14 protein-coding genes are annotated in these 18,091 nt (G+C 43.5%); 13 read left to right on the top strand and 1 reads right to left on the bottom strand.

Translation table 11 applies throughout. From position 1 onward, the window contains the following. Nucleotides 1-142: 142 nt before the first annotated feature. The 8 genes from purT (at nucleotide 143) to mglC (ending at nucleotide 10,526) form a co-directional block, all read left to right on the top strand. A complete protein-coding gene (gene purT / locus NST34_RS21980; RefSeq protein WP_042190070.1) occupies nucleotides 143-1,333 on the top strand; it encodes a formate-dependent phosphoribosylglycinamide formyltransferase in 1,191 nt (396 codons plus the stop codon). Then, nucleotides 1,323-1,787, top strand: a complete 465-nt coding sequence (locus tag NST34_RS21975; protein ID WP_231573317.1) for a GNAT family N-acetyltransferase — start codon at nucleotides 1,323-1,325, stop codon at nucleotides 1,785-1,787. Before purT ends, NST34_RS21975 begins: the two co-directional genes overlap by 11 nt. A gap of 158 nt (nucleotides 1,788-1,945) precedes the next feature. After that, on the top strand, nucleotides 1,946-3,598 hold the full coding sequence (locus NST34_RS21970; protein ID WP_339266128.1) for a response regulator: 1,653 nt from the start codon (nucleotides 1,946-1,948) through the stop codon (nucleotides 3,596-3,598). A gap of 2 nt (nucleotides 3,599-3,600) precedes the next feature. Continuing rightward, nucleotides 3,601-5,430 (top strand): sensor histidine kinase, encoded by a 1,830-nt coding sequence (locus NST34_RS21965; protein WP_081393087.1) that lies wholly within the window; start codon nucleotides 3,601-3,603, stop codon nucleotides 5,428-5,430. Next, entirely contained in the window at nucleotides 5,427-6,449 is a 1,023-nt protein-coding gene (locus tag NST34_RS21960; RefSeq protein ID WP_076284597.1) for a substrate-binding domain-containing protein, read from the top strand. The genes NST34_RS21965 and NST34_RS21960 overlap by 4 nt, the downstream gene beginning before the upstream one ends. 283 nt (nucleotides 6,450-6,732) lie before the next feature. After that, complete coding sequence (locus tag NST34_RS21955) at nucleotides 6,733-7,809, top strand: galactose ABC transporter substrate-binding protein (RefSeq protein ID WP_143764073.1); 1,077 nt, start codon at nucleotides 6,733-6,735, stop codon at nucleotides 7,807-7,809. A gap of 145 nt (nucleotides 7,810-7,954) precedes the next feature. Then, nucleotides 7,955-9,466, top strand: a complete 1,512-nt coding sequence (locus tag NST34_RS21950; protein WP_042190063.1) for a sugar ABC transporter ATP-binding protein — start codon at nucleotides 7,955-7,957, stop codon at nucleotides 9,464-9,466. A 52-nt stretch (nucleotides 9,467-9,518) separates the two neighbouring features. Further along, nucleotides 9,519-10,526: a galactose/methyl galactoside ABC transporter permease MglC gene (gene mglC, locus NST34_RS21945; RefSeq protein WP_339266122.1), complete on the top strand. Its 1,008-nt coding sequence runs from the start codon at nucleotides 9,519-9,521 to the stop codon at nucleotides 10,524-10,526. 877 nt (nucleotides 10,527-11,403) lie between these two features. Here mglC and NST34_RS21940 read toward each other — a convergent pair. Further along, nucleotides 11,404-11,673, bottom strand: a complete 270-nt coding sequence (locus NST34_RS21940; RefSeq protein WP_341128776.1) for a hypothetical protein — start codon at nucleotides 11,671-11,673, stop codon at nucleotides 11,404-11,406. Nucleotides 11,674-11,911: 238 nt separating this feature from the next. On the opposite strand from NST34_RS21940, the gene NST34_RS21935 reads away from it, so the two are divergent. The 5 genes from NST34_RS21935 (at nucleotide 11,912) to NST34_RS21915 (ending at nucleotide 18,048) form a co-directional block, all read left to right on the top strand. Beyond that, nucleotides 11,912-13,876, top strand: a complete 1,965-nt coding sequence (locus NST34_RS21935; RefSeq protein ID WP_341128775.1) for a WG repeat-containing protein — start codon at nucleotides 11,912-11,914, stop codon at nucleotides 13,874-13,876. Between the two features lie 258 nt (nucleotides 13,877-14,134). Continuing rightward, a complete protein-coding gene (locus tag NST34_RS21930) occupies nucleotides 14,135-14,890 on the top strand; it encodes a CAP domain-containing protein (protein ID WP_076284601.1) in 756 nt (251 codons plus the stop codon). Nucleotides 14,891-15,140: 250 nt separating this feature from the next. Further along, nucleotides 15,141-15,977, top strand: a complete 837-nt coding sequence (locus tag NST34_RS21925; protein WP_076284602.1) for a GDSL-type esterase/lipase family protein — start codon at nucleotides 15,141-15,143, stop codon at nucleotides 15,975-15,977. Nucleotides 15,978-16,085: 108 nt separating this feature from the next. Then, the gene (locus NST34_RS21920) at nucleotides 16,086-17,066 is read left to right on the top strand and encodes an ABC transporter ATP-binding protein (protein ID WP_076284603.1); all 981 of its coding nucleotides are present in this window, start codon (nucleotides 16,086-16,088) and stop codon (nucleotides 17,064-17,066) included. Next, nucleotides 17,059-18,048: an ABC transporter permease gene (locus NST34_RS21915; RefSeq protein WP_042190048.1), complete on the top strand. Its 990-nt coding sequence runs from the start codon at nucleotides 17,059-17,061 to the stop codon at nucleotides 18,046-18,048. Before NST34_RS21920 ends, NST34_RS21915 begins: the two co-directional genes overlap by 8 nt. The last annotated feature ends 43 nt before the right edge of the window (nucleotides 18,049-18,091 follow it).

Below are 18,091 nucleotides of genomic sequence, written 5' to 3'. Positions count from 1 at the left end.
AGGAAATTGTCGAAGAACACTTGCAATCTGGCGTATGATGGATGAAAATAAAGAAGCCTGAAAATATACAATGAAACTGTTTTGTTTTCAGAAATTTATGGAAACGAGATAGTCAATTTGCCGAAAGAGGTTGAAATCGACAATGTGGGGAGCTCCTTTTTCAGCTCAAAGCCGCAAGCTGCTGCTACTGGGCAGCGGGGAACTGGGTAAGGAAGTCATAATCGAAGCTCAACGTCTTGGCGTAGAGACCGTAGCTGTAGACCGTTATAGCGATGCACCAGCGATGGGTGTAGCTCATCGTTCACATGTTATTGATATGCTGGATGCAGAGGCGCTTAAAACGCTTATTCGCTCAGAAAAACCGGATGTTATTGTTCCGGAGATTGAAGCAATCGCTACTCATGCTCTTCAAGAGCTTGAAGAGGAAGGTTTCTTCGTTGTTCCGACCGCACGAGCGGCTCGTCTGACCATGGACAGAGAAGGCATTCGCCGACTTGCTGCTGAAGAACTTGGATTGCCAACAGCGGATTATCGTTTTGCAGATAGTCTGGAAGAACTGCATCAAGCCGTTGCAGAACTAGGCACTCCTTGTGTCATCAAGCCGATTATGAGTTCTTCCGGCAAAGGTCAGAGTGTTTGCAAAAGACCGGAGGATGCGGAAGAATGCTGGAACACTGCTTTGGATGGAGCGAGAGCTAAAGGCACTCGTGTTATCGTAGAGGCATTCGTTACCTTTGAAAGTGAGATTACACTTTTAACGGTGCGGTCCGTGTCTGGCACGATATTTTGTCCACCTATTGGGCATATTCAGAAGGACGGGGATTATGTCGAATCATGGCAGCCTCACTTTATGAAGGCGGAACTTCTGGATGAAGCTCAGTCTATTGCCAAGGCAGTTACCGATCAGCTCGGAGGTTTTGGTATTTTTGGAGTGGAGCTTTTCTTGACGGATCGAGGCGTATTGTTTAGTGAAGTGTCCCCTAGACCTCATGATACGGGGATGGTAACGATGGCAACGCAGGATTTATCTCAATTTGCAGTGCATGTCAGAGCTATTCTTGGTTTTCCAGTCCAGTCAGTACAATTACTGACACCAGGTGCCTCAGCTACGCTGAAGGCTGAAGGAGAAGGACGAGCTTTTGTTGTGACCGGAATTGGTGAAGCTTTGGATCTACCTAGGACTCAGGTTCGGGTGTTTGGTAAACCAGAAGTCCGTCCAGGGCGGCGGATGGCTGTAGCGTTAAGTGCGGCGGAAAATGTGGAAATCGCGCGGACGGTAGCCAAGCAGGCAGCGTCTATGCTAAAAGTGGAGGTAAATGAGGATGAACAGTAGTACCATGGCACCTGTACTGGAAATTCGCAAATGCGGCTTGAATGATCTGGAGAGAGTGACAGCGCTTCTGCGTGAATTCGGCTATCCAACAACGCTTAGCGTGATGAAAGAGAGACTTGAAAGCATGGAGAATAACCATCTCCAATGCACGCTTGTTGCAGAACTAAACAATGAAGTTGTGGGAATGGTCGGTCTTAGACAGGTAATCTCGTATTACAAACAGACAGATTGTATCACTGAGATTACTGCACTTATCGTATCAGAAGAACTCAGAGGAAACGGACTCGGTAAAAGACTTGTGGCCGCAGCTGAAGAATGGGCACGTGAGCAAGGTTGCTGTCAGCTCTTCTTGAGAAGTGGTAACCGCGTAGAACGCGCACCGGCACATGCTTTTTATCGTCATCTAGGTTTCGAAAAGACAGCAGGCTATCGCTTTAACAAAGCGTTGCTATAATACTTATAGGTTCCGATCATCCCCATCCCAGCTACGGCGGGATGGTTTTTTTTTGCTCAAAATCTATTTAAATAACTTAACCATAGATGGAATAGTTTGAATCATATAGAATGAATTTTATGACAGCTAAATAAATCGTGTCCAAAGAGGGATGAGAAATGTACAAGTTAATTCTTGCTGAAGATGAAGAAGATGTAAGGGAAGGGGTCATCAGTCAGATTGATTGGGAGCACTATGGCTTCGAAATTGTAGAACAGGCGGAGAATGGACGAGAGGCAGCGGATGCGATAGATCGTTTACTCCCGGATGTAGTTGTGACTGATATTCAAATGCCTTTTATGAACGGGCTGCAGCTGGCGGAATGGATTCGCGAGCGGCATCCTAATACCAAGATCATTATTCTGACAGGGTATGATGAATTTGAATATGCACAGAAGGCGATTAAACTGCAAATCGATGAGTATATTTTGAAACCGTTTTCTTCACAGGAGCTGATTGATGTTCTGCTAAAGGTCAGAGCCACTATAGAGGCTGAAATCGCAGAGAAGGAGAATGTTTTTGTACTCAGTGAGCATTATCGGAAAAGTCTGCCTGTGCTGCGTGAGCAGTTTTTATCTTCACTAGTTTCACGCAAGTTACGAATGAATGAAATAGACGAGAAAAGTTCGGAATACGGAATAGATCTACATGGAAAATGGTTCCAAGCCTCGGTAATTAGTGTGGATTATATTCGTCCAGAGCGGGAAACGGTTAGCCTTACCGCAGGTAAGCAAATTTCTTTGCGAGATACGGGAGAGAGAAATTTACAGCTCTTCGCTGTGCTGAATATTGCAGAAGAATTATGTAATAAGCATAATTTTGGCAGGGTGTTTATCCATCGTGATGAGGTAGTGCTTCTTTCCATTTGTGATGCAGGAGAAGAAACTGAAATTACGGGGAAGACTTTTGAAATTCTAGAAGAAATCCGCCACAATGTGCAGCGGTTTCTTAAGCTAACGGTAACCGCTGGTTCTGGAACGGTTTGTCACTCGCCTGCTATGCTATTTAACTCCTTTGGAGATGCCATGCAAGCGTTAGATTATCGTCTCATTCTTGGCAATAACAGAGTCATTTGGATCGAGGATGTGGAGTCACGTTCGAATACACTCTTGGCCTATGATGAATTGACCCAGCAGTCCTTAATCCGAACGATTAAGATGGGAACCGTACAGGAGCTTAAGGAGGTCGTGGAGGAGTTATTTGGCGGATTGAATGCTGAGCAGGTATCTACTCAGGATTATCAGATTTTTTTGCTGGAGATTATTACATCCATCCTGCGTGTAGCCAAAGAGTCCGGTAGTGATGCTGCTAAGTTCGTTGGATCTGGCATTTCCTCATTAACTGAGATGAATAAATTCAATAGTATGAGTGAAGCCAAGCAATGGATTATTACGATCTGCAGCCGGCTAATGGACTCTATTGCCTTAGAACGCCAATCTAGCTATAAGCTGCTCATTGATGAAGCTAAAGATTACATCCGTAGCCATTATGAGGAATCGGATATTTCTATCGGAAAGGTCTGTCAGCATTTACATATCAGTACGGGTTATTTTAGCAGTATTTTTAAGAAGGAAATGAAGATGACTTTCGTTAGTTATCTCTTGCAAATCCGATTAGAGGCAGCAAAGGAACTTTTACGCTCCACGGAACTGAAGGCTTTTGAAATCGCCGAGAAAATTGGCTTTGCTGATCCTAACTATTTCAGCTTTTGCTTCCGTAAAAAATATGGTCAGTCTCCCAAAGAGTATAAAAATAGCTCCAGAGGAGGGTAGTTATGCGGCAAGAAAAGCCCTATTCTTTTCGACTGCGGCCGCAGCATCCAACAGGGGGGAAACGCCGGTTGTCCTCTAAGCTGCGTAGTATTCAAGTAACGATTACGCTCACTTTTACATCCGTTGCCGTTCTTGTAGCCGTTGTTGTCAGCCTTATGCTATATAACAAGTTTGCGAAGACAGCAGAAGAGAATGCCAATATGAATATGCAGCAGATTATTGAGCAAGTGAACTACAATTTGGAGCTTTATGTTAAAGGAATGCGAAATATTTTTGAAACAGCAGAAGATCAAATTACGAATAGTCCCTCCGTAGACTCCGCTTTACTGATGGAAAGAATGGCCATGTTAATGGGAAGTAGAGAGGATCTGGTTTCTGCTGCGGTTTTTACACCACAGGGGAAATACGTCGTGGGTACAGCAGGACAGAAGTTGCGCAGCAACACACAGTTAGAAACCCAGAGCTGGTTTACAACGGCCAAAAGAACATCTGAGATCTCCTATTCAGCGCCCCATATTCAGAACTTGTTTAAAGGTCAATATATTTGGGTTGTGTCGATCAGTAAACTCATTCAATATCAGGAAAATGGAGTCCTAAAAACGGGTATCCTCCTGATGGATTTTAACTTTCGCACCATAGATGAGCTGAGTAAGCAGGTTAAGCTTGGTAAAAGAGGATACGCTTACATCCTCGATCAGTTAGGCAACATCGTGTATCATCCGCAGCAGCAGCTTATTTATGCTGGTTTAAAGTATGAGAATGTGGAGCCGGTATTGGAATATGCTTATCGTAGCTATTTGGATGAGTCTACAGGTGAAAAACGATTTATTACAGTACGTACGTTAGAACAAACCGGGTGGAAAATAGTAGGTGTTGCTTATTATGACGAGATCGTGACCACCAAGCGTGATCTGAACACCTTTTTATCCTGGTTTTTAGCGGTAGTTATTTTATGTGTAATTATCGTATCTGTCTTCTTGTCTGCGCGAATTGCCCGCCCCATCCGTAAGCTGGAACGTACACTTCAGCAGGTAGGAGAAGGGGATCTCAATACTCGAATCGATGTGAGTGGCGCATATGAGGTTGAACAGTTGTCCAAGCGGTTTAACCTCATGCTGCAGCGTATTCGTCAACTGATGGATCAAATTATTTATGAACAAGAGACGAAACGTAAGGGTGAGCTTGAAGTTCTGCAATCCCAGATCAATCCACACTTCTTGTACAATACCTTGAACTCTGTGATCCGGCTTGCTGAACGTGGTAAGACGGAGGAGGTAGTCACAATGATTCAATCTTTATCTAAGTTTTTCCGAATTAGTCTAAGCAAAGGGAATAATATGATTACCGTGCAGGAAGAGCTTGATCATATTCGTCATTATCTCGTCATTCAGAGCTTTCGTTTTAAAAATAAATTCCGCTACGAGATCATTGCACAAGATGAAGTACTGCAGTGTCAGACGATTAAGCTGATTTTGCAGCCGATTGTAGAGAATGCCTTGTATCACGGAATAGAAATGATGCCTGATGAAGGCTTTATCTCTATCCAAGCAGAACTGAAGGACAATCTTGTCATTATAAGGATTAGTGATAATGGATTAGGAATGTCCAAGGAGACTATGAAGGTTATTTTGACAGGCGGCAGTAAGAGTATGAGTGGTTCCGGGGTAGGCGTAAGAAATGTGAACGAGCGTATTGAGTTGTACTATGGCCGTGAATATGGACTTTCTTTTGAAAGTGAAATTGAAGAAGGCACTACGGTTACCCTTATCTTCCCGGCATTAGCAAAAGGCGAAGGCAATGAAGGGCTTAAGGAGGATGAGACATCGTCATGAAAACCTTTCGTTTTTGGCTAACCTTGTTAATGTGTGCGGTGTTATGGACTACAGTTACCTCTTGTTTTAATTCAGCGCCCAATTACATCAACACAAATAAGACCCGTAATATCCATCTTATTGTGAAAATGAACAGGGGCGATTACTGGAATACGGTTAAATTGGGAGCAGAAGCTGCAGCGCAGGAATTCAACGTCAAACTAACCTTCAAAGCTCCGGACTCCGAGAGTGACATCACAGAACAGGTGAAAATGGTGCAGGACTCCATAAAAGAAAAAGCAGACGTGATTATTTTAGCTGCAAGTAGTTACATGGGGCTTGCTCAGGTTGTAGATCAGGCGGCTTATTCCAAAATCCCTGTCATATCCGTAGATGCGGAAGTAGGTTCAGCAAGAGTAAGGACATATATTGGCTCGAACGGCTATGAAGCGGGTCAAAAATCTGCAGAACGATTGATCAAGCTGTTAAAAGGATACGGCGAGGTTGGCATTATTAACTTCACCAATTCAACGCAGAGTGAGAAGCTGGAGTCTTCTAACGGCATTGAGTATGGTGCAAGAGATGCGGAGGAGCGGGAGAAGGGATTTTTAAATTACACTGCACGTTATCCGAATATACAAGTGGTTGAGATTTCATACACGACCTCCAGTATTAAGGATGCAGAAGATCTTACGCAACTGATGCTGCTGAAGCATCCGAATCTTCGGGGAATCGCGAGCCTGAATGAGACTGCTTCACAGGGGGCGGCAATGGCTATCCAAAGTCGGGGGCTGCAAAATATAAAAATGGTAGCCTTTGATAGCTCTCCTTCCATGATGGAATTGCTGCAGGACGGTACTGTTCAAGCAACAGTGATCCAAAATCCTTTTAGCAACGGGTATTTGGCTGTAAAACATGCCGTTGAAGTGATCGAAGGAATCGATGTACCAGAACGCGTCGATACAGGAACAAAGTTAATTGATTTGGACAATATGCTGTGGCCAGAGAATCAAAAGCTGTTATTTCCGTTTGTTAGATAGAAGCTGATTTAAAATAGGCGCCGAAGGCGTTTATGCTTATACGTTTCGTGTAACGGATACCATCCTTGAATGGGGCGGTATTCGTTTTTTATTTTAGAATATAAGAAAGTATAAATTTTTAATGAAAATCATCCTTATATTTCTTCTTGGGTTCATTAGAATTTTTATAGTAATGAGTAGGATTTTATATTCGCAAGCGTTTTCAGGTGAGGCATAATATGGATGTACCCGAGACGATCAGGGGCAAACAAAAAAAGAAGTATAAATAGGAGGTCAATGAATAATGAAAAAAATCACTTCCGTTCTATTAGCTAGTGCTTTGCTGGGTGCTGCTCTGACAGGCTGTGGTGGCAACAACAAAACTACAGATAGTGCTACAGACAAGGCAACTAACGCTCCAAAGACTGAGAACTCGGGCACTACAACAGAAACGCCTAAAGTTGGGGTCGCCATTTACAAATTTGACGATACTTTTATGACAGGTGTTCGTAACGCTATCGATAGTGCTGCTAAAGGCATCGCTACAGTAGATATCGTAGATAGCCAAAATTCACAACCCACACAAAATGACAAGGTTGACTTATTCATCACTAAAAAATATAACGGGATGCTGATTAACCCAGTTGACCGTACAGCTGCTGGCGTCATTATCGAAAAAGCAAAAACAGCAAACATTCCAGTGGTATTCCTTAACCGCGAACCGCTTCCTGAAGATATGAAGAAATGGGATAAAGTTTATTATGTAGGTGCGAAAGCAGAAGAGTCCGGTACAATGTCCGGCCAACTGATTGTTGACTACTGGAAAGCACATCCTGAAGCGGACAAGAACGGCGACGGAGTTCTCCAATATGTAATGCTGAAAGGTGAACCAGGACACCAAGATGCTGAGCTTCGTACTACTTACTCTATTCAAGCTATCGAAGATGCAGGAATCAAGGTAGAGAAACTGGCTGAAGATACAGCAATGTGGGATCGCGTAAAAGGACAAGAAAAAATGGCGGCATTCCTTGGCTCCCACGGCGACAAAATTGAAGCGGTTCTTGCTAACAACGATGATATGGCCCTCGGTGCAATCGAAGCTCTGAAAGCTTCAGGCTACTTTACGGGTGACAAATTCATGCCGGTAGTAGGTGTGGATGCAACTGCTCCTGCGATTCAAGCGCTGGAAGATGGAACAATGCTCGGTACGGTGCTGAATGATGCGAATAACCAAGGTAAGGCTGCCATCACAGTTGCTGCTCTGCTTGCTAAAGGCGAAACGCCTTCGAAAGATAATGTAGGCTTTGATATCACTGACAACCAATACGTATGGATTTCCTACAAAAAGATTACGAAAGACAACATAGCTGACGCTAAGTAATTAACCTCGGCTACAGAGTTACTCATGATCATATGACAGCACGGGGAGCGGATAACCGCTCCTCGGTATTTCTTTTAGGCAGGGAACAGGATGGAACCGCTGTGCCTCTCATAAAAAAGAAAAAAAGCGTAGGGGGCGTAACAACATGGAAAAAGCTGAGTTTTTGCTGGAAATGAACAACATTACTAAAGAATTCCCCGGCGTTAAAGCGCTGGACGATGTTAGTTTAAAAGTAAGACCGGGTTCGGTGCATGCACTTATGGGTGAGAATGGTGCAGGTAAGTCCACACTTATGAAATGTCTTTTTGGTATTTATTCACCGGATGCCGGTGAGATCTTTTTGGATGGCGAGAAGGCTTCCATCAGCAGTTCAAATGATGCGTTAAAAAGTGGTATTTCGATGATTCACCAGGAGTTGCATCCCGTGCCGTTCCGAAGTGTTATGGAGAATATCTGGCTAGGACGTTTTCCAACGAAGGGAATCGGACCGATTCAGTTTATTGACCATAAGAAAATGTTCACTGACACGGAAAATTTGTTTAAAGATCTGGATATCGACCTGAATCCCGAAACATTAGTGGGTAAGCTTTCCGTATCCAAAATCCAATCCATTGAAATTGCGAAGGCTGTCTCTTTTCACTCCCGAGTTATTGTAATGGATGAACCCACTTCTTCCTTAACCAGTGTGGAGGTGGAACATTTATTCCGGATCATACGGGATCTCAGAAGTAGAGGCGTAGCTATTATCTATATATCTCACAAAATGGAAGAGATTCTTGCAATCTCTGACGAAGTTACTATTATGCGTGACGGTAAAAAAATCGGAACTTGGCCAGCGGCAGAATTAACTACAGATCTTATCATTTCCAAAATGGTGGGCCGAGAATTGACCAGCCGTTTCCCTGAACGCTTCAACGTACCTGGTGAAGTATACATGAAAGTGGAAGGCTTAACCTCTCCGGAGGAAAGATCTTTTAAAGATGTGTCTTTCGAATTAAGACGTGGAGAGGTCCTTGGTATTGGGGGTCTGGTAGGTGCCCAGAGAACTGAGGTAATTGAGGCGTTGTTCGGTCTGCGAGCCTTGAAATCCGGAACGATCTCTATTAAAGGCAAGGATGTTACTATTAATTCTCCGAAAGATGCTAAGAAACACGGAATGGCTTTGCTTACCGAAGAGCGTCGTGTAACAGGCATCTTTCCAGTCTTGTCTGTTCATGAGAATGGTGCGATTGCTAATCTACATCGTTATCAAAAACCGTACTTCCTGTTGAATAGCAAGAAGAAAAAAGTTGAAGTCGATAAAATGATTGAAAAATTACGAACTAAAACACCTACAACCAAAACGCTAATAATGAATCTTTCTGGTGGTAATCAGCAAAAGGTCTTGCTTGCTAGATGGCTGCTTACTGAGCCCGAAATCCTGCTTCTGGACGAGCCGACCCGTGGTATCGACGTAGGGGCTAAATTCGAGATTTACTCCATAATTGCCGACTTGGCGCAGCAAGGGAAGAGTATCATTATGATCTCCTCTGAAATGCCGGAGCTGCTCGGAATGTCTGACCGTGTAATGGTCATGTCGGAAGGACGGCTTACAGGAATATTAGAAGGCGAGCAAGCTACGGAAACCGAAGTTATGCGTCTCGCTGCACAGCATTAAGGAGTACGGATAGGAGAATATGTTTGCGTAATTTTAAGGGGGATCACTACTAATGAACGTTAAAAAAGCTCAATCCTTTGTGACTCAAAACGCAATTTACATCGTGCTGGTACTGCTGATTATGGGGATCATCATATATGATCCAAACTTTATGTCCATCAACACCCTGCGTGACGTACTGATTCAGTCGTCTACACGCGTTATCATCGCACTTGGGGTTGCCTTTATCCTTATTACGGCAGGTACTGACTTGTCCGCTGGACGGGTGGTTGGTTTTACGGCAGTTATCTCCGCTTCGATGCTGCAAATCCCAGACTATTCCCGTCGTTTTTTTCCAGATCTTCCGCAAGTGGAAGTATGGCTCCCAATCCTAATTGCTATCGTTGCTGGTCTTCTCTGTGGACTTATAAATGGTATTGTCGTTTCCAAGCTTCATGTTCCGCCATTTATCGCTACCTTGGGTACAATGCTAATCGTGTACGGGCTGAACTCCCTGTACTTTGATATGGACCCGAACCAATCCCAGCCAATCGGCGGTCTGCGTCCTGATTTCACCAAGATCGGCTCGGGCTTCATCGGGAGCGGCCAATATTCAATCCCGTATATCGTGCTGATAGCCTTGGGTGTCGCTGCCATTGTGTGGGTGGTATTCAATAAAACCAAGCTGGGTAAGAATATGTATGCTATTGGCGGAAATATGCAGGCAGCTAAAGTATCCGGTATCGATGTTTCCAAAAACCTGATTTACATCTACGCTATTGCTGGTGCGCTTTATGGTCTGGCGGGTGTTCTGGAAGCTGCTAGAACAGGTGGAGCAACTAATAACTACGGTAACATGTATGAGCTTGATGCCATTGCAGCTTGTGTAGTTGGTGGTGTATCTACAACCGGGGGTATCGGTACTGTGCCGGGTGTTCTAGTGGGGGTTATCATCTTTACTCTCATTAACTACGGTCTGACCTTTATCGGTATTAGCCCGTACTATCAGTTGATTATCAAAGGTTTGATTATTATAGCCGCAGTCGCATTTGATATGCGGAAGTACTCTTCGAAGAAGTAGCAGCGTGGTGATTAGGTGTAACGTGATAGAGAATTAGAGATTTAGGCGTAGTGATTAAGGGATAACTCCGGGGAATATTGGGATTACGATCGCTGTTGTTCTCAGATTCCTTGATTGATACCGCGTTAGCTCCGTTACCTATATCACCTCGCTGGGTAGGGCAGAAAAAGCGTTTGCTAGTTATCGCAAACGCTTTTTGGCATGCCTTTTTCGATGGCTTCGCTTCGAAAAAGTAGCAGGTAAAACAAACAACTAACACTGTCACAAATAAAATTGCGACAACAACACTGCTGCAACTACACTGCTACAACTAACACCGTCACAACCAACATCACTATATCCAATACCGCTACAACAATATCGTGCGAACACCTTCTCCTACTGCCGCCAGTAATCCTATAGAGACTTAGCCACGTCTAAGACCAACTTATATTACATGCAGACACTTCACTTGTTTTTGTTTGAAATGTGGCAAATGAACGGTAATGATCCCGTAGAATCGACGAAAACGAGCTACAGGTGGTAAAAGAACGGTAATAATCCCGTAGAATCGGCTGAATTGAGCTACAGGGTAAAAGAACGGTAATAATCCTGTAGAATCGGCTGAATTGAGCTACAGGTGGTAAAAGAACGGTAATAATCCTCTAGAATCGGCGGAGTTGAGTTATTTGAAGCGGATGCATGAAGAAACAAGGGTATAAATGCCCCAGAAATAGCGGAAAAGAGCCATAGTGGAAGAATAAGGGGTATAAATACCCCAGAAATAGCGGAAAAGAGCCAAAGTGGAAGAATTAGGGGCATAAATACCCTAGAAATAGCGAAACGAGCTACTGTGGAAGAACAGGAGGTGTAACTGCCTTGAATCGATAGAAACGAGCTACATAGTGAGATAGTGTTGACGTAACACGCTGATAGCAGCGGAGAGAACAGAATGATTGCGTACAAGCGGTAGCGTTCGCCTATGTCTCCGAATTTCATCCGAAACTGAGGTACAAATCAAGGGATTTGGAGACAGCAGCGATGGGAGCAACGTTCCGTTCGTGGAGCGGCCGCTGAGCACATACCGCATCATCACATCAATCGCACTTCCGTGCTCGCTCAACACATCTCGCACAAAATCAAACCCACCCACATACTTACTCTGCACATCCTACGTTACTCCTCGCTCCAGGCGTGCTCTATCCAAGTCCCTCCGCCCGTTAGTCCGCTCATGCAAGCCCCGCCTCACCACTTGCACAGCTTTCAGTCTCGCCGTCATGTTCACCCTCACGCAACACCTATTACACACCCTAACCCTTCTCCCACACCTCAAAGATCAAAATCACATAAACCAACATTCTCCCATATTCTATAGGCAAATGCCTTTGTTAAAGGGGAGCGACTCGATGTTAAGGATTAGATTGAATGAGCTGGGGAAAGGGAATGACAATGGTCCATTGCAAGCGGATGTATGGAGATGGGACGGCATTGGCTGGAACGAATATATTACGCAGCAAGAAGAAGATTTCATACGCACAGAAGAGGAGCTGTTCGTTACGATCCCGGCAGAGGCGGGATTATATCGTGTAGACTACTCTAATAAGCCTTATGAGACGCCGTATGTATTACCGGAGTGGGTTGATGACGAATTAAGGAATACTGGGCTACATCCGGCGCCCTTTAATCTTAAAGAGGGTATGCTCTGGGGATATATTAACGACGAAGGTCGTGCTCAGATTGAACCTAGATACGAATATGCTGAGGATTTTCAGAAGAACGGGCTAGCAATTGTACAACGAAAAAACAGTAGCGGACTGATCGACAGCTCTGGAAGGGAGCGGGTGAAGCCCATTTACTCGTTTATTGCCCCTTTTTCGGAAGGACGCGCAGTAGTATCAGATGCGAAAGGGTACACATTTATCGATGAAAAAGGTAAAGAGGTGACTCCAGCCCGTTATGATTATCTAAACTCATTGCATGAGGGACTTGCATTATTTTCGAAACAAAATACAACGGGTGGTCCATCACTATATGGGTATGTAGATGCGCAAGGCAAAGAGGTTTTGCCTGCAATTTATGTGGACGCCAATGATTTCATGAATGGTGTGGCTTTAGTCAAGATTAAAGAGGGGGAGTACGCACTCATTGATCCTGAAGGGAAGATTCTCTATACGTACAATCATCCATTCGTAGGGAGTCCGGGTGATGGGCTGCTCTCCTATCAAGCGACTGAGAACGGTAAGTACGGCTATTTAAACACGGATGGAACAGTAGCTATTCAGCCACAATTCACTTCTGCCTTACCTTTCTCGGAGGGGCGTGCAGTGGTGAATACCGCTGAGAACTATGGCAACGCCTACGGGCTGATTGATAAACAAGGAAAAATGATTATCCCCGCGAAATATTATGAAGTCCTGCAGCTTGGTGAAGGCAGAGCAGCTATAGGAACACCAATATTCCCTAGTCAACCTTATCGAGGCTCACGGTATATTATCGCTGATGCAGAGACAGGAGCGATTCTGAGCAATCATACCCTGCTTGGTGTGAATAATTATCAGGACGGACTGGCATCTGTATATGATGCTAAGGAGACTTTTTTTATAGATCGAACTGGAAAAAGAGCAGCTCAGCCTCCAGTTATTCAAGGGACGGGAACACTTACCCTCAGTGGACGCCTAATTAGAGCAGATATAGATCAACGTACAGCATATTATGATCGTCAAGGGAAGCAGATTTGGAGGCAAAATGGAGTCATCCCACTTAGACCTCCGTATTCCGTAGTCGAGAAGAAGTACAAACCGAACAGGGATTATCTGGTTTACTATCCGGTTGTTGAAGGAATTGCAAGCGCGGAAGTTTCTAGAGAGGTTAATGATAAATTACGGAAGCTTTCGCTAGTCGAAGACCCAGGTAGTAATGGAGCAACACAGGATTTCAGTTATAATGGTGATTTTTCAGTGTCCTTTTTCCGCAAAAACCTTCTAGTGCTGGAGTTAACGGGATACCGTTATCCTTTTGGAGCAGCCCACGGCATGCCTACCAAAATCTATACACATACTAACGTACGTAACGGAAGGTTCTATAAGCTAGGTGATTTGTTCAAGCCAGGAAGTAGATACGTGGAGAAGCTCAGTAAAATCGTAGGTAAGCAGATTGAGAATGATCCTGAGTACTCCTATGTTTTTCCGGATACGTATAAAGGAATTACCTTAGATCAGCCTTTCTTTGTAGATAATGAAGCGTTATATCTTTATTTCGCACCTTATGAGATTGCTCCTTATTCTGCGGGTTTTCCTACTTTCCGTATTCCTTATGCAGAAATTATGGGACTTATCTCTACTGAGGGAGAATTTTGGCAATCGTTTCACTAGTTACTTATTATCTATTAGCACATAGAAGTTGCTATTCTCTCGAGAATAGCGACTTTTTTTGCTTTTTAACGCCAATATCGAATGCAATTCATGCTCAGGAAACTTACAATCAAGACTAGTAAATGTTAAAAATTAGAAGAGCACAGCTGATAGATTTATGCTACAATGACTGAGGAACAAATTACAACTTTGTAACATTTGTAGCTGGTCACTCTAAGCAGAAACATATATTACACACAAGAAAGAGGAGATGGCAGAATGAAGAACAAGAGATTAAGAGCAATTATTGGTGGTAGTGTAGCAGCTGTTATGGCACTTAGTATTTCTCTTCCACTCGAAGCGAATGCGGCCTCAACTGAGGTAACAGTAATTAAATCAGGTACTAGCTATGAGCAGGTTTTACAATATTTAAAACAAGCTAACCTACAGGGACTCCCTATTTTTAATAGCACAATCGTGGTAACCAAGCCTCAAACAGGAACGGTTCCAAATAAAGATACATCTACCGGAACTCCGGTTACTAAGCCTTCGGATACAACTACTGTAACTAAGCCTGTAACTAAGCCTTCGGATACGACTACTGTAACTAAACCTGTAACTAAACCTACAGAAACTACACCTACTACAGGTGCTGCGAGCAATAAAGGAACTTATGTTCAACAGATCGTAACGCTGGTAAATAAAGAGCGTGCAGCAGCTGGTTTGAAGCCTGTTTCTGGGTTGGACAGCCTTCATAAAGTAGCAGCTACAAAGGCTACGGATATGCGTACTAATAACTACTTTTCACACACTTCACCTACGTATGGTTCACCATTCGATATGATGAAATCCTTTGGTATCACTTATAACGCTGCAGGCGAGAACATCGCCATGGGTCAAAAAACACCAGAAGAAGTAATGAAAGCATGGATGAATAGTCCTGGTCACAAGGCTAATATTTTGAATGCTAATTTCAATTATATCGGTGTAGGTTATGACAATAACTACTGGGTTCAAGAATTTATTGGTAAATAATCGAAAAAAATGTTGCTGGAATCAAACGTTCTCCGATGAAAATCGGGGAACGTTTTTTTGTACCCAAACTTTAATCGCTAAATTTTTTTGAAAAATTTTCGTATTCAGATTCGGGTTAAATAAGCGGATTAGCTGGATTTATTTCTATTTTAGACATTTGCAAAACCGGTATGGAAGATTTATGTTTATGTACATAGTTAAGATCTTTGTAAAATGTGGAACAATACATAATAGAACGGCACACGGAGGGATGGCTTTGAATGATTCAAAGTGGACATGGCGCACGGTCAGCCTGATTTCCATAGTAACAACAATAATTCTAATTGTAGGTTTAGTTTATGCGGTCAGAGACATCATCTATCCGGTTGGAGAAGCGTCAGGGACCAACTTACCTCAGCAAACAGCCGCTCCAGTGACGGAGACGGTTAAGAAGCTCAAAGTTGTTGCTCTCGGAGATTCGCTAACCAAGGGAACTGGTGATAACACCGGAGAAGGATTTGTTAAGCGTACGGTTAGTGGTTTATCCGCTAAAGGTGTCGAAGTTGATTTACTGGGTAATATGGGAATTAATGGTTTAACAACTGCTGGACTGCAAAGCAAGCTGGATGAAGATGGTATAGATTACGCGCTGCATATGGCGAATGTCATTCTGCTCTCGATCGGAGGGAATGATTTATTCAAGGACTCCAATATTTTGCAGAATAGTGGCGCACTTCAAAGTGAATCCACGACTGATCAAGAGCTGACTCCAGAGTCTTTGCTAGCAGCCCTTCCGGAAGCAGTAGAAAGATTAGGTAAGATTCTGGAGAAAATCACGGAAATCAATCCAAACGCTCAAATTTATTATATGGGGTTATACAATCCCTTTGGTGATATACCAGATCTACTTGTACCAGGTAATCAGGCGGTTGCGAAGTGGAATAATGCAGCAATGGATATTATTAATAAGCACAGCAATATGACATTGGTTCCAACCTTCGACTTGTTTAACAAGCATTTGGGCAAATACTTATCAACGGATCATTTTCATCCGAATGGGGATGGCTATCAACGAATTGGAGAGCGATTCATTCAGGCTATACACTAGAACAGAAGTGAGAGACAGCTTTCTAAGAATGATGATTTGTATTAGATAAAATATCCTTTGAGCAAGTACTAGCCGAGGAAATGACAGTAACAAGGAGCTAAGGAGAATATGACAAAAGCGAACAGTGGAGAATCCAGCCCGGTCGTCTTGTCTGTAGACGGGGTACGGAAAAAAATAGGGCGAAAGTGGATTATAGATGATGTTACGTTTGATGTGAGAGAAGGAGAAATCTTTGGCTTCCTCGGACCCAATGGAGCTGGGAAGACAACTACGATTCGAATGCTTGTCGATTTGATTCGTCCAAGCGAGGGCAAGATTACGGTATGTGGTTACAATGTGAACCGAAATCCGGAAAAAGCGTTGCAATTTGTCGGCTCTATCGTTGAGAATCCTGAGGTATATACTTATTTGACGGGATGGGAGAATTTACAGCATTTTGCCCGAATGCAGCCAGGTATAGATAATGCACGTATTAGTGAAGTTGTAGATATCGTTCGGTTGGATCAACGAATCCATGATAAGGTAAGTACATATTCGCTTGGGATGAGACAACGACTTGGTATAGCGCAGGCTCTTCTGGGACGTCCGCGTCTGCTTATTCTGGACGAGCCTACAAATGGCTTAGATCCAAAGGGAATTAAGGAGCTGCGAGAATTTATACGCAAACTAGCAGATGAGGGTTTAGCGGTATTTGTATCGAGTCATTTACTTAGTGAAATCCAGCTTCTCTGCGACCGTGTTGCAATTATTAGTAAAGGGCGAGTACTTGCAGTGGGTGCGGTTGATGAGCTGATCGCTCGAAATTCTCCTTATGTACTTTGGGAGCTGGAGCCTTTTGCTGTTGCTAAGGGATTACTGGCTGATCGCCCGGATATTCAGATTCAGAATCTAGAAGACGTTACCTTGGATGATTCAATAATTGCAGGTATGGGCCCGAATTCTTTAATCACAATTATGGAGCAGGATTTGATCCCCGAGATTGTGGCTGTTATGGTGACTGCTGAAATCGAAGTTAGGGCTGTGCATAAAATCAATCCGACACTGGAACAGCTATTCTTGAAACTAACGGAGGGTGAGAACGTTGAATAATATGCTTCCGCTAATCCGTAATGAATGTTTAAAAATCATAAAAAAGAAACGGTTTTATGTTATACTGCTGATTCTGATTGTACTGGTGCCTATGTTCACCTACGCTCAAATGCGCTCAGCTGAGCGTAGCCGAGATAAATTCAACTCCGATTGGCGCCTGGAGATCCAGCAGCAGATCATTGATAATCAAAATTCTTTGGGTAGCGACCGAATTCCAGAGGAATGGAAGACTTATCGGCGAATATTTGTACAGCAGCTTCAGTACTACCTTCACCATGATGTGAATCCGAACGAGCCAAGTGGCGTTACCTTTACCCGTGAGTTTATGGATAATTCCGTTACTTTATTTATTCCGCTGCTCATTATGGCGGTAGCCTCGGATTTAGTTTCTGCGGAGCGAACTACAGGGACGATCAAAATGCTGCTGACAAGGCCAGTTAAGCGTTGGAAAGTTTTGTTTAGCAAATTAGCGGCTCTGCTTATGTTTGTCTCGCTTATTGTGCTCTCCACCTTTGTGATCAGCTACCTTATCTCTGGTCTTGCTTTTGGATATAAGGGCTTTAATATCCCTGTCTTTACAGGCTTTAAGATCAGTGGAGACTCGGTGGATATGTCTACTGTGCATGCAGTACCACAATGGAAATATATGCTTATGCAAGGTGGATTGGTCTGGTTCGTAAGTGTCGTAGTTGCCCTGCTTGCTTTTATGATCTCTGTACTTGTAAGGAGCACTGCTGCTAGTATAGTGGTTATGATGGCAGCGCTGATCGCTGGAAATATTCTGACTAATATGGCCTCAGCCTGGACAACAGCGAAATATTTATTTATGGTAAATCTTGGACTGACCGGTTATTTGTCAGGAACTCCCGCACCCATAGAGGGGATGTCCTTGTCATTTTCCATGGCTGTACTGGCTGTATGGGGGGCTGCTTCGGTGATCATTTCATTCGCCGTCTTTACGAAAAGGGATATTTTGAATTAGAATGTACAAAGTGACGAAAACGTTTGTTTGCATTTCTAGAGAT

It is taken from the genome of Paenibacillus sp. FSL H7-0714 (genome assembly GCF_038003765.1).
GTDB lineage: Bacteria > Bacillota > Bacilli > Paenibacillales > Paenibacillaceae > Paenibacillus_AQ.
The sequence above is the reverse complement of the archived record's forward strand: the minus strand, read 5'-3'. Positions and strand labels throughout refer to the sequence as shown.